We start from the raw sequence: 12,003 nt of genomic DNA, 5'->3' as shown, positions 1-12,003 counted from the left end.
CGCCCTTCATCACCGGACGGTCACCCGTCGGCCTCGGCGTCCGGGGCGGACTCGGCGAGATGCTTGATCGCCCGCAGCCGAACGTCCCACTCGGCCGCCAGGCCCGCCATCCACTGGGCGGTCGCGTCCAGGCGCTGCGGGGACAGGAGGTAGCGGACCTCGCGGCCGGACCGGTGCCCAGCGACCAGGCCCGCCCGGTCCAGGATCGCAAGATGCTTGACCACAGCCTGTCTGCTGACGGGCAGTTCGGCGGCGAGGGTGGTGGCGGTGCCCGCCCCTTGCGCGGCCAGGACGGCCAGGATCCTGCGCCGCATCGGATCGGCAAGCGCCACCAGCACGTCATCGACCGCGGCGCGGTCGACCGTCATACGGGAAGCTGTTCGGTGTGCTGCTGGAGTTCGGCGAGCTTGCGGGTCCAGCCCGCACCGTTCTGCTCATGCCGTGCGCGCCGGTCCTCTTCCGGCATGACGAGGTCGGCGAAACCGCTCTCCACCATGCGCAGCCGGGTGCCCTTGCCGTCAGGGTTCAGGGTGAACTCGACCAGAGTTGCGTTGCCATCGCCCGGGTGCTCCCCTGCGGCCCCCTGTGACCAGCGGTAGGAGAAGACCCGGGGTCGCTCAACCCGCTCGATCCGGGCCGGGAGGGCGCCGTGCACCCCGTGGTCGAAGACCATCCTCCCGCCAGGACGAAGGTCGATCTCGGCGGGGCCGCCGCTGCCGAACCAGGCACCCAGGAACTCGGCTTGGGTCAGCACCTCCCAGACCCTGTCCACGGGCGCCGCGATGACGATCTCACGCTCGATGCTGTCAGCAACCATGCTGCATACCTCCGTTAGATGCGCAACTCGATGGTTGCATGTCTAGCGGAGGAAGCGCAACCACACGGTTGCTCATAATCGCCTTGCTTGGCGACAGTCTCGCTGCCATGCGTCCGCGGTCACACCACCCGGTGAACCATCCCGGTCAGAGCACTAGCCCGCACCGTGACGTCCGAACGGAGTTCCCTCGCGGCGGCTTCGGGGCAGCCTCAACATGTCCTGCTTGGGCCTGGCTGGCGAAGGAGGGACAGCCGTGGACCTCGCACCGATCGCATGGGTTGCCGCGGGCATGGCGCTCGCGATGGGCGCCTCTGAGTTGCCTCGTCTTGCGGGCCACCGCGCCTTCTCACGGTACGGCGTGACGGCCGACGTACTGATGAGCGTGTGCATGGCCGCGATGGTGTGCCCCGCGACCGTGGGCGTGTTCACCTCGGTGGGCTGGTGGCCGATCCTGTTCGTGCTCGCGGGAGTCGCGTGTGCGGTGGCCGGCGCGCGTCAGGCCGTGCGCCCGGACCATCGGCACGGGGGAGCGCACTGGTTTCAGCATGCGGTGGCCTGCGGGGCCATGGTGTGCATGGTGTTGGCCATGCGGGCCGCCCACCCTGTGCACGCGCCTACGGGCATGGCGATGGCGAAGACGGTGTCCGGATGGGCGATCGCCTGCGCCGTCCTAGCGTTCTACTTCATGCTGTCCATGGCCGTCACTCTGTGGCGGCAGGTGGTCTCAGAGGGATCGCGGAGCGCGGAGGCCGTTCCGATGGCCCGTATCGCCATGGCGGGCATCACCGCCGTGATGCTCCTGACGATGGTGTGAACAGGTGTGTGACGGAGGCGGTGACGCGGCCTCAGGCTGCCTGCGGGCCGAATGACACCTCCTCAGCTAGTCGTAGAAGCAAGGGAGTTGGTTCCCGTGATGCGCGGTGAAACGGAGGCATCGGGAGTGAACGAGCGCATGGCACCGTAGAGCCGAGCTCCCACCTCCCTGTGCGCGGGCGCGTCGCGTCGTGCGCCCGGGGGTATGCCCAGGGCTGTACCGGGCCCCAGGTAATCGACACGCCTTCGGCCGCCCGACCCCCCCGAAAGGCAGTGCACGATGAGCGACATCAACGGCCTGGAACCGCTGGCGACCTTCTGCGGAAACTGCAACTGCGGCTGCCCGCAACTGTTCGTCGACCCGAGCGCACCCGCGGAGCGCCGCGTCCTGCTCACCGACGACTTCGGCCAGCGCGTCCAGATGAGCGTCGACCAGTTCGCCTCGCTGGTGGAGGAGGCGAAGGCCGGCAAGCTGGACGGCATAGCCACCGCCTGACCGATGCCACGCATCCGGCGGAACGGGCGGCACGCGGTGTGGCCCTGGGACCAGCAACCAAGCAGAGGCAGGACAGCGAGCGGCGGCTCGGCGTGGCTGCTGCCTGCTGCCACCGTTGCGGTGCTGGCCGGAGGCTACGGCTGGTTGGGCGAGGTGATCGCGGGCATCGTCGGTGCCGTCATCGGCTTCCTGTTCGGCCTCGTGGTCAGCGGGCTGCTGTACCTGCTGGTGGAGCGGGCGGTGTCGGGTCGTCCGCCGTCACCGCCCTCGCGGGACTGACTGCGCGGGCCTCAGGCACGTACGGCGTTGAGTACGTCCCTGCAGGCGTCTGCGGCGTGGCCGGTGGCCTCGGCGCAGATACGGCAGTGCTCGTGGTGCTCGGCGTGTCCGCCGCACAGGTCGTGGCTGCGCTGACAGGCGATGAGACAGGCTTCGACCTGGGCGGTGAGCAGCGCTGGGTCGTGACTGCTGTGGCGGGTCAGGATCCGGCGGGTCGCGGCGGTGACGTCGGCGCAGTCCAGGTCCTGGTCGATGGCCGTGCGCAGCCCGTCGGCGTCCTTCTCGGCCAGCATGCCGGTCGCGCACGCGGTGACGGCCGTCTCGCAGGCGGCGAGTACGTCGATGGCCTCGGCCAGCACCCCGCCGCCGAGGATGCTCTCGCTGGTGACGCTTTCGATGAGTTCACGGGTGTGGATCATCACAACCCCAAGGATGAGGGAAAAGCGGGGTGTACTCCGCCGACGCTAGTACCGCCCGTGCCGTTGTGAAAGAGACGAACCCGAGCTGTGAACTCCCAGGTGTGAACGCCCGGTTGCTCCCGCCCGTAAGGAACCGAGAAGCCCATCGGTTCGAGGAGTTGTGCGATGCCCCGGAGGTGCCGCGGCGGCGGAACACGCCGGGGGACCCGCACGGCGTGGACCGCGGAGAGCGTAGGCACTCTGCGTCCGTTGCGGGCGGCCGTCTTCGCGGCTGTCTGCGTGGTGACTACGGCGCTGGGGCACGCCGTCATGTCCGGTGATCTCCCGCCGTGGTGGACGCTGGTCCTGGCGTTCACCGGGACGGCGACGGGCGCCTGGTGGCTGACCGGCCGCGAACGCGGTGCCGTAACTGTGGTCGGGGCGACGGCCGTTGCTCAGGGGCTGCTGCACCTGCTGTTCGACGCGGCCCACTCGCTCGTCGGCGTATTGGGGACGGAAGCGGCTCCTGGCATGGACCATGGGATGGGGTTCTCCCCTTCCGGCATGGTCATGGACATGGGTCACTCGGGTTCGGGCATGGTGATGGCGGGTGCCGGGACAAAGGGCACGGCGGGCATGCTGCCGCTGGAGTCCGTCATGGCGCGGCACGGCTCCACCGGGATGTTCCTGGCCCATCTGCTGGCCGCTGTCGTATGCGGACTCTGGCTCTGGCGCGGTGAGACGGCGGCCTACCGGCTCGGCCGAGCCTTGGCCGTGGCGCTGTTCGCGCCGCTTCGGCGTGTCCGTCGCATGCTGGCGCGCACGGTGCGCGAAGTCCGCAACCTCGTGGGTCGAACCGCGGTGGGCGTGGCGGAAGTTCAGCCGACTGTTTCCGCCGTACTGAAACACGCCGTCATCCGCAGAGGGCCACCCAGGGCCGGTTCGGCGCTCCCGCGCCTGTCACCCGGCCCGCTGTTCGTCTAACGCCCCCGAACTCCCCTGTGGATTTTCGGCGTTGGCCAGGGCCGGTTCATTCCCTGGATCGGCGTGCGCTCTCGCGCGCGTCCGTTCCTCCACCCGGCCCGGAGCACGCCCGTCTGCCTGCTTGTACCGCAGCGACGGCGCATGCTCTCCGCTCCGCTGATCGATCGGGAATCCCATGCACCACAACAGACTTGTCCGCGCATCCACGTCGGGCGACGCGCTGACGCCCCGAACCACCCACCGCAGGAACCGACTTACCGCTTGCGCTGCCCTGGTAGCTGCCGCGACGGCCCTCGCCACCGGCTGCGGAGGCCATACGGCCGACCACACCTCCGCCAAGACCGCCTCGTCCGCCTCGCCCTCCGCGCACGGCATGGACGGCATGGACGGCATGTCCGGCATGGCGATGGGGGACCCCTCGGCCACGCCCGCCTACAAGATCTCCGGCGCGAGCGTGGTGAAGGGCGCCTTCAAGATGCTCGACACCCGCCCGCCGGGCATGGACAACGTCAAGGGCACGGCCTGGCTGGCCCAGGGCTCCAAGGGCACCACGGTCACCGTCTCTCTGACCGGCCTCAAGCCCGGGCACGTCTACATGGCGCACCTGCACGCCCAGCACTGCTCCTCCGACAACGGAGGGGAGCACTTCCAGTTCGAGAAGGGCGGCCCGGCCATGCCCCCGAACGAGATCCACCTGATGTTCACCGCCGACAAGTCGGGAACGGGCATGACGACGGTGAACAACTCCCGCAAGACCGGCAAGGGCGCGGTCGCGATCGTGATCCACCCCAACGAGGCACAGGACAACCGGATCGCATGCGCCGACTTCGACTTCTGAGAGTTAAGGCCGCGCCGCTCGGCTGGGCGGGTGTGCTGCTGCTCCTGTGCGGCACACCCGCTTACGCCCACACTGGGCTGAAGGACGCGGCACCAGCCCCCGGCGCGAAGGTCGGCGCGGGCACCAGCGTGGTCCGGCTGACCTTCAACAACCTGACAGTCGGGATCGCGCCGAACATCAGTATGGTCGGACCCGACGGCCATGCCATACCGGTGGGACAACCGGTCGTCACCGACACCACCACGGCCTGCGCCGCCGTCTCCCCGCTGCCCGCGGGGATCATCACGCTCACGTACTCGATCACGGCGGGCGACGGCGACGCCCAGACCAACTCCTTCCAGTTCGAGGCCGTCGACGGCACCAAGCCCGCCGACACACCTTCCCTCTGCTCGCACTTGAGCCTGCCGGCCCCCGACACGGGCACGTCCGAGACCTTCCTCGGCCTCGGCCGCACCACGGGGGTGACCGTCCTGACGGGTGGCGCCGCCGTGGTGGCGGGCGGAGGGTTCCTCACCATCCGTGGCCTGCGCCGCCGGAGAGTCCTGGAGGAGAGCGGCACCGAATGAGGTGAGGCCCGTTCTTGGGCCGCCGGGCCGGAGAGGGGGTCCCCGGTCCGGTTCGACGCATGCCCTCGCGCGGCCGGCTGTCAGAGGAACTGGGCGTCCACGCCGCCAAATTCACGGAGCGGGCGGGAACTCAAAGGCCCGCCCATCCGACTGTTTCAACGCAGCGGCCGAAAGCGGGCCGTGGAGCGATGCCGCGGGGACTCACATCGAGCGGGCGTCGATTCCTGCACGGATCCCGGTGCCTCGCGCACCGCCGACACCGCACGAGGTGGGATTGATGTCCGTCAACTCCGATACCCCCGACCTGTCCGAACCAGGCGGCTCGACCAAAGAGAAACCAGCGGCAGCGCCGATCACGACCGTCACCGAGACCGCCGCCCCGGCACGCCGGCAGGGCGGCTTCGGCGCACTGCTGGTGCGGCTGCACTTCTACGCCGGCGTCCTGGTGGCGCCGTTCCTGCTCGTCGCGGCCGTGACCGGCCTGCTCTACACGTTCACGCCCCAGCTGGACTCGTTCGTCTACGGCAAGGAGCTGCACGTCTCCCACGCCGGTGGCAGTGTCCGCCCCCTGTCGGAGCAGGTGGCCGCCGCACGGGCGGAACATCCGACGGGGACCCTGACCGCCGTACGCCCCGGCAGCGGCGACGACACCACCCAGGTGGACTTCGCCCTGCCCCAGCTGGGGGAGAACGCGCACACCGTCTACGTCGATCCGTACACGGGCAAGGTGCGCGGGCAGTTGACCACCTGGTACGCCGACACGCCCGTCAAGACATGGCTTGACGCCTTCCACCGCAACCTGCACCTGGGAACGATCGGCCGGTACTACTCCGAGATCGCCGCGAGCTGGCTGTGGGTCCTCGTCCTCGGCGGCCTGATCCTGTGGTGGCGCCGTCAGCGCGGCAACCGGACCGCGCGGCGCCTGCTCCTGCCGGAACGGGGCACGAAGAAGGGCGTACGGCGCACACGCAACTGGCACGCCGTGACCGGTGTGTGGCTCGCCATCGGTCTGCTGGGTCTCTCCGCCACCGGTCTGACCTGGTCCCGCTACGCCGGCGCGAACTTCGGCGAGGCCCTGGACGCGCTGCGCTCCGGCACGCCCGGGGTGTCCACCACCCTGACCGAGGCGAAGGGTTCCGCCGCCGCGAAGAGCGCCGACCCGAGCGAGATCGACGGTGTGCTCCAAGCGGCCCGTGGCGACGGTCTGAGCGGCACGGTGGAGATAGCCGTACCGGCGGACGGCACCACGGCCTGGACCGTGACGCAGACCCGCAACCTGTGGCCGGTCGGCCGGGACAGCGTCGCCGTCGACGCCTCGACCGACACCGTCGTCGACCGGGTGAACTTCGCCGACTGGCCGGTGCTGTCCAAACTGACCCGCTGGGGCATCAACGCCCACATGGGCACCCTGTTCGGCATCTTCAACCAGATCGCGCTCGCGCTCCTGGCCATCGGCCTGATCTCCGTCATCCTCTGGGGCTACCGCATGTGGTGGCAGCGCCGCCCCACCCGCGCCGACCGCCGCGCCCTCCTCGGCACCCCGCCCGCCCGGGGCGCCTGGCGCGGCCTGCCCTCCCGGACCGTGGCGATCGGCATCGTCGTGGTGGCCGCGGTCGGCTGGGTGATCCCGCTTTTCGGCATCCCGCTGGCCATCTTCCTGGTCGTCGACCTCGCCGTCGGCGCCAACCGGCGCCGCCGTACGCCCACTTCGCCGACGACCGCGACCACCTCCGGAAGCTGACCGGCACGACCGGGACGGGCCCCGGTCGACCTCCCTGGAGGCGGCAGATCAGGTGACGGAGCCGCTGCCGCCTCCAGGCGTCCGTACCATCGTGGAGCGGCCGAGCAGCGCCGGCCCGGCAGGGCGACGACCACGCGGACCCGACACCGCTCGGCTGACGAGCAGATGCAGCAAGGCGCTCGTCGAAAGTCCCACGAAGCCACCGACCAGCGCCCCCGCTGTGCCTCCGGCGAAGAACCCCAGCCAGGCGTAGCCACTGGCGAGCAGTCCCGTGGTCAGCACCGACAAGGACCACGCCTCGTTCAGAAGCCGTCGTGCAGTGCGTAGTCTCCGGTTTTCGGTGGCGGGGTGCTCCCAGGGCCAAGCCCCGTCCGCAACGGTCCTGGACGTCCCGAGTACCTCGGACATTGCCCCACCCCTCTTGGACGCCACGTGCTCCGCCCGCCGTCCCTACGGCTGTGGGCGCGCCTTCGATTCCTCCCCACCCGGAGCCGACGAAAACTACGGAAGCGCGGGACGGAGACGAGAGGTCCGTACCGCTCTCCCTCTCCACATGCCGGCGCCGTGTGACGTCACACGAGCAGGGCGAACATGACGGCCATCCCCAACGCCATCGCGGCATGGCACGCCGGGGACAGGGCCCCGCCCTGGCTTACCGCCTCCAACGCGGCCCCGCCGTCCGGCTGTTCACGTTCTGAGACGGTGCCTCTTTCCCTGGTCCGGTCGAGAGCACGGGTCAGCCAGGACAGACCAAGACCCCCAAGGACCACCGCGAACAGCACCGCCGTCACTCGCGGCCCTGTCCCGGTCAGACTCATGGCGGCCAGACCGGAACTGCCGGACATGTCCATTCCCGCCATGTCATGCGCACCGGCCGCCTCCGTGTGCCCGGACATACCGCCTGAGGACTCCATCGCCGCCACCATCCAGGCCATGGCGCCCATCATCACCACATGGGGCAGGGCGGCGAGTACCGCTCGGCGCCTTGTACGGTCACCGGTTCGGAAGGGGGCCGCCGCCAGGAACCACAACCCGCCCACCGAGAACAACACCACCTGCGGAAGCGCCGCCAGGTCCATGCCCCAGGGCCAGGCCATGGCGATCATCAGTACCCCCATCGCCGCGTGCCACAAGTGATCCGCCCGCTCGGCTAGCCCCGTGGCGGGCAGAACCATCCGCCACACCCCGTACAGGACCGGCACGGCGAACATCAGGCTCAGGATCCAGCGCAGTCCGCTCGCGGCGATCACGAAACCCCCAACTCCGGGACGCCGTTAGGCATCCGTCATCCGATTCACGGCGGGGTCGCATCAGCAGAGGAGAAGCGAAGGACGCGGTCGCCGACCTGCTGGATGGACGCAACAGGAGTCGGAGCGGCGCAGGGGTGAGTTCCCAAGGTGCCGTGTGAGTACGGTCACTTGGGCGTCGGGCGTCGGGCGTCGGGCGTCGGGCGGCGGGCGGCGGGCGGCGGGCCGCGAACGCACCATGAGACGGACTGCGGCCGACCATCCGTACGACCTGCACGGCGGCTCGATGAACGGGTGGTCGGCGCGGGTCAGTTGAAGACGACTCAGGCCGCAGGCTCCGGCGGAAGCGAGGAGTCCAGCAGCGCCGCCATACCGGGATCGGTCAGCCGGTAGCGGACGACGCGACCGTCCTTGTCGGCGGTGACGGTGCCCGAGGCCCGTAGCAGGCGCAGGATCTGGGAGACGGACGTGTCGCTGATGCCCGTGGCCAGCGACAGATCCGATACGGCGATGGGCCCGGCCCGGTGCACGGCCAGCAGCACGGACAGCCTGTTCGGCTCGCCCAGCAGGGAGAAACGGGCGGCCCACTCGTTGACGCGGGCGGCATCGCCGATGCCCTCGATGGCCTCGCAGACGGTGTGCTCATCGATCGCACGGCGATGCGCGCGACTCTCCGGAACCAGATGCATGCACCCATCCTCACCCCTGCCCCCGCGTGATGCACAACACCTGCGCAATTGCGCAGACTTGTGGATGACCAGGTGTCGCACCTAGCCTGATCCGGCCGTGGTGTTCGGGAAGACCGGTGCACTGTGTCCGATCAGGTTCGGGCACGGGAGTCCGGAGCGGCCCTCGCCACTGTGATCGGGAAGTCTCCGCACCATCCCCGCTCCCACCCGGGACCGGGCGGCCACTGGGCGCATGTCGCGCCCGGGAAGGCCGGGCGGCGCAGACGTTCGACCCGTCAGCCAGGAGACCGGCCACGGCACCGTACGACGACCCCGTCCACGAGGTGCTGGAGAGGCTGCCCCGAACATGACCCTGCCCGAAAACCCCGCCCCGCCGACCACCGCCACCGGGACACCGGCCGCGCAGCCACTGCGCTGGGAACGCCGGGACTGGCTCCGCACCGGCGCCCTGCTCGCCGTCATCGCGGCCCTGCACGTCGTGGCCTTCATGATTCTGATCGCCATGGTCGCCCCGAACCACTACACCGTCGGCCATCAGGTCTTCGGCGTGGGACTCGGCATCACCGCCTACACCCTCGGCATGCGGCACGCCTTCGACGCCGACCACATCGCGGCCATCGACAACACCACCCGCAAGCTCATGGCCGACGGCAAGCGTCCGGTGTCGGTCGGCTTCTGGTTCGCACTGGGCCACTCGACGATCGTGGTCGCGATGGCCTCGCTCATCGCCGCCGGCGCAAAGGTGACCGGCACCCTGCTCAACGAGGACTCCGACTCCCGTGTGACCCTCGGCCTGATCGGCACCACCGTCTCCGGCACCTTTCTCTACCTGATCGCGGCCCTCAACCTGGTCGCCCTCACCGGGATCTACCGGGTCTTCAAGGCCATGCGCGCAGGCCAGTTCGACGAGCACGAGCTGGAGAAGCACCTCGCCAACCGCGGCTTCATGAACCGGATCCTGGGCCGGCTGACGAGGTCCATCACGCGGCCGGGTCAGATGTACCCCGTCGGCGTCCTGTTCGGCCTGGGCTTCGACACCGCCACCGAGGTCGCCCTGATGGTCATGGCCGGCTCCGGCGCCGCCGCCGGCCTGCCCTGGTACGCGATCCTGTGCCTGCCCCTGCTGTTCGCCGCAGGCATGAGCCTCTTCGACACCCTCGACGGCTGCTTCATGAACTTCGCCTACCACTGGGCGTTCTCCAACCCGGTCCGCAAGGTCTACTACAACCTCACCATCACCGGCCTGTCGATCGCGGTCGCCTTCGTCATCGGCACGATCGAACTCGTCAGCGTCCTGCACGACAACCTCGGTCTCCAGGACGGCATCACCGACTGGATCTCCGGCATCGACCTCGACAACGTCGGCTACATCATCGTCGGCCTCTTCGTCGTCGTATGGGCCTGCGCCATCGCCTACTGGCGCCTGGCCAACGTCGAACACCGCTGGAACGTGAAGACGGCCAATGCGGACTGACGCCTCGGTTGCGGGGCGGTCGGAGGCCCCGCCCGCCCGCGCTCCCGCCCGCATCGAATTCATCGGCCGAGCCGGGAACTGAACGGGACCCGCATCCGACTCGTAAGGAAGACGCAGGGTTGACCAGGTAGTACGTGGACGGTGATGCGCATGGGCGGGCAAGGGGAGAGATCCTCGGGCCGCATGGCCGCACCGTCGGACGTGAGCGCGTCCCCGGCGGTACGGAGCTTGCGCGCGGCGGTGTTCGCCGTACTGTGCGTGCTGCTGGCCGCCGGAGGACACGCACTGGCCATGGGCGCGGCACCACCCGTGTGGGTACAGGCCGCCGCGGTCCTGCCGATCTTCGCTGTCGGCTGTCTACTGGGCGGCCGGGAACGCTCGTTGACCGGCATCGGCGGCGCGACGCTGGCAACCCAGGGCGGTCTGCACCTCGCCTTCGACGCTGCACGCCCTCGTACTGCGATGGCCATGCCCGGCATGTCCATGAACCACGCGCACGCGATGACACCGCACGCCACCGCCGCCCACGTCGGAGCGGCCCTCGTGCTCACCTGGTGGCTGCGGCGCGGTGAGGCCGCGCTGTGGTCACTGCTGCGGTGGGCAGTCAACTTCCTGCCGGGGCTTGCTGCTTGGTGGCAGGTAGCGCGCGGGACGCAGGGCGGGGCGAACGCGCCGCGCCCGACGGCGCGGCCCGCCGGTGTCACCCGGCAGGTGCGGCTGCGGTACGCCGTTCACCGGCGCGGACCGCCGACGGGATGTCGTACGCAAACTGAACCCGACATCCCTTCACCAGTACGGAGATCCACTCAGCCATGTCCGCACACCGCACCACCCTGCGCCGCGCAGGCACCGTCGCCGCCCTCGCCACCGCCGGAGTCCTGGCCGCCGCCGGGGTCGCCTCCGCGCACGTCACCGTCCACCCCGAGAGCTACGCCAAGGGCGCCACGGACGGCGTGCTGACCTTCCGCGTCCCCAACGAAGAGGACAAGGCCAGCACCACCAAGGTCCAGGTCTACCTGCCCACCGACCACCCCGTCCTCGGCGTGCTCGTCTCCCCGCAGGACGGCTGGACCGCGAAGGTCACGAGCACCAAACTGAAGACCCCGATCAAGACCGACGACGGCACCATCACCGACGCCGTCTCCGAGATCACCTGGACCGGCGGGAAGATCGGCGCCGGCCACTACGAGGACTTCAACGTAGCCTTCGGCCAACTGCCCGACGACACCGACCAGCTGGCCTTCAAGGCGCTGCAGACCTACTCCGACGGCAACGTCGTCCGCTGGATCGAGGAGAGCACGGGCGGCGAGGAGCCGGAGAACCCGGCGCCGGTCCTCAAGCTCACCGCGAAGGGCGCGGACGCCGAAAGGAGCAGTACTTCGGCCGCCTCGGCGACGGCTTCCAAGAGTTCCGGCGGCAGTGCCGACACTTCCAAGTCGACCGCGTCCGAGAGCGACTCCACGGCCCGCGGGCTCGGCATCGCCGGGCTCATCGTGGGTGTGCTGGGGCTGGCGGCGGGGGCGTTCGCCGTAGTGCGCAGCCGCTCCGCCGGATCTCGGGCCGAGTGATTCGGGTTGCCCTGCCGGTGGAGACCTGCGGGTGGGGCAACCCCGTGGACCCCGACCTGTGCCGCACGACGGGACTGGAGAGGGGTATTGCAT

15 protein-coding genes and 1 riboswitch are annotated in these 12,003 nt (G+C 69.8%); of the genes, 9 read left to right on the top strand and 6 right to left on the bottom strand.

Annotated elements, in window-relative coordinates; all coding sequences use genetic code 11:
* Positions 1–20: 20 nt before the first annotated feature.
* A complete protein-coding gene (locus ACGFY9_RS27570; protein ID WP_393758424.1) occupies positions 21–368 on the bottom strand; it encodes an ArsR/SmtB family transcription factor in 348 nt (115 codons plus the stop codon).
* On the bottom strand, positions 365–817 hold the full coding sequence (locus ACGFY9_RS27565; RefSeq protein WP_393758423.1) for an SRPBCC family protein: 453 nt from the start codon (positions 815–817) through the stop codon (positions 365–367). The genes ACGFY9_RS27570 and ACGFY9_RS27565 overlap by 4 nt, the downstream gene beginning before the upstream one ends.
* 253 nt (positions 818–1,070) lie before the next feature.
* Between ACGFY9_RS27565 and ACGFY9_RS27560 the strand changes: the two genes are divergently transcribed.
* The 3 genes from ACGFY9_RS27560 (at position 1,071) to ACGFY9_RS27550 (ending at position 2,405) form a co-directional block, all read left to right on the top strand.
* On the top strand, positions 1,071–1,631 hold the full coding sequence (locus tag ACGFY9_RS27560) for a DUF5134 domain-containing protein (RefSeq protein ID WP_393758422.1): 561 nt from the start codon (positions 1,071–1,073) through the stop codon (positions 1,629–1,631).
* A 279-nt stretch (positions 1,632–1,910) separates the two neighbouring features.
* On the top strand, positions 1,911–2,126 hold the full coding sequence (locus ACGFY9_RS27555) for a hypothetical protein (RefSeq protein WP_393758421.1): 216 nt from the start codon (positions 1,911–1,913) through the stop codon (positions 2,124–2,126).
* Between the two features lie 3 nt (positions 2,127–2,129).
* A complete protein-coding gene (locus tag ACGFY9_RS27550; protein WP_393758420.1) occupies positions 2,130–2,405 on the top strand; it encodes a hypothetical protein in 276 nt (91 codons plus the stop codon).
* 11 nt (positions 2,406–2,416) lie between these two features.
* Here ACGFY9_RS27550 and ACGFY9_RS27545 read toward each other — a convergent pair whose 3' ends face one another.
* Positions 2,417–2,824, bottom strand: a complete 408-nt coding sequence (locus tag ACGFY9_RS27545; RefSeq protein WP_393758418.1) for a hypothetical protein — start codon at positions 2,822–2,824, stop codon at positions 2,417–2,419.
* Positions 2,825–3,073: 249 nt separating this feature from the next.
* Here ACGFY9_RS27545 and ACGFY9_RS27540 point away from each other — a divergent pair, with 249 nt between their 5' ends.
* From ACGFY9_RS27540 to ACGFY9_RS27525, 4 genes are all read left to right on the top strand, one after another.
* Complete coding sequence (locus ACGFY9_RS27540; RefSeq protein ID WP_393758416.1) at positions 3,074–3,787, top strand: hypothetical protein; 714 nt, start codon at positions 3,074–3,076, stop codon at positions 3,785–3,787.
* A 175-nt stretch (positions 3,788–3,962) separates the two neighbouring features.
* Positions 3,963–4,625, top strand: coding sequence for a superoxide dismutase family protein (locus ACGFY9_RS27535; protein ID WP_393758414.1), 663 nt, complete (start codon positions 3,963–3,965; stop codon positions 4,623–4,625).
* Positions 4,604–5,191 (top strand): copper resistance protein CopC, encoded by a 588-nt coding sequence (locus ACGFY9_RS27530; protein WP_393758412.1) that lies wholly within the window; start codon positions 4,604–4,606, stop codon positions 5,189–5,191. The genes ACGFY9_RS27535 and ACGFY9_RS27530 overlap by 22 nt, the downstream gene beginning before the upstream one ends.
* Positions 5,192–5,468: 277 nt before the next feature.
* Positions 5,469–6,932, top strand: coding sequence for a PepSY-associated TM helix domain-containing protein (locus tag ACGFY9_RS27525; protein WP_393758410.1), 1,464 nt, complete (start codon positions 5,469–5,471; stop codon positions 6,930–6,932).
* Between the two features lie 48 nt (positions 6,933–6,980).
* Here ACGFY9_RS27525 and ACGFY9_RS27520 read toward each other — a convergent pair whose 3' ends face one another.
* From ACGFY9_RS27520 to ACGFY9_RS27510, 3 genes are all read right to left on the bottom strand, one after another.
* Positions 6,981–7,220: a hypothetical protein gene (locus tag ACGFY9_RS27520; protein ID WP_393758408.1), complete on the bottom strand. Its 240-nt coding sequence runs from the start codon at positions 7,218–7,220 to the stop codon at positions 6,981–6,983.
* A 284-nt stretch (positions 7,221–7,504) separates the two neighbouring features.
* The gene (locus ACGFY9_RS27515; RefSeq protein ID WP_393758406.1) at positions 7,505–8,182 is read right to left on the bottom strand and encodes a DUF5134 domain-containing protein; all 678 of its coding nucleotides are present in this window, start codon (positions 8,180–8,182) and stop codon (positions 7,505–7,507) included.
* Positions 8,183–8,502: 320 nt separating this feature from the next.
* A complete protein-coding gene (locus ACGFY9_RS27510; RefSeq protein WP_393758404.1) occupies positions 8,503–8,868 on the bottom strand; it encodes an ArsR/SmtB family transcription factor in 366 nt (121 codons plus the stop codon).
* 81 nt (positions 8,869–8,949) lie between these two features.
* Positions 8,950–9,179, top strand: a riboswitch (cobalamin riboswitch).
* Between the two features lie 35 nt (positions 9,180–9,214).
* Here ACGFY9_RS27510 and ACGFY9_RS27505 point away from each other — a divergent pair.
* Positions 9,215–10,342 carry a HoxN/HupN/NixA family nickel/cobalt transporter gene (locus ACGFY9_RS27505; RefSeq protein WP_393758402.1) on the top strand — a complete coding sequence of 376 codons (1,128 nt, stop codon included), beginning with the start codon at positions 9,215–9,217 and terminating at the stop codon, positions 10,340–10,342.
* 812 nt (positions 10,343–11,154) lie between these two features.
* The gene (locus ACGFY9_RS27500) at positions 11,155–11,910 is read left to right on the top strand and encodes a YcnI family protein (protein ID WP_393758400.1); all 756 of its coding nucleotides are present in this window, start codon (positions 11,155–11,157) and stop codon (positions 11,908–11,910) included.
* Positions 11,911–12,003 lie beyond the last annotated feature (93 nt).

Source organism: Streptomyces sp. NPDC048504, from assembly GCF_043200035.1.
In the GTDB taxonomy this organism is placed as follows: domain Bacteria; phylum Actinomycetota; class Actinomycetes; order Streptomycetales; family Streptomycetaceae; genus Streptomyces.
This window is presented reverse-complemented; position numbering and strand designations above follow the sequence as displayed.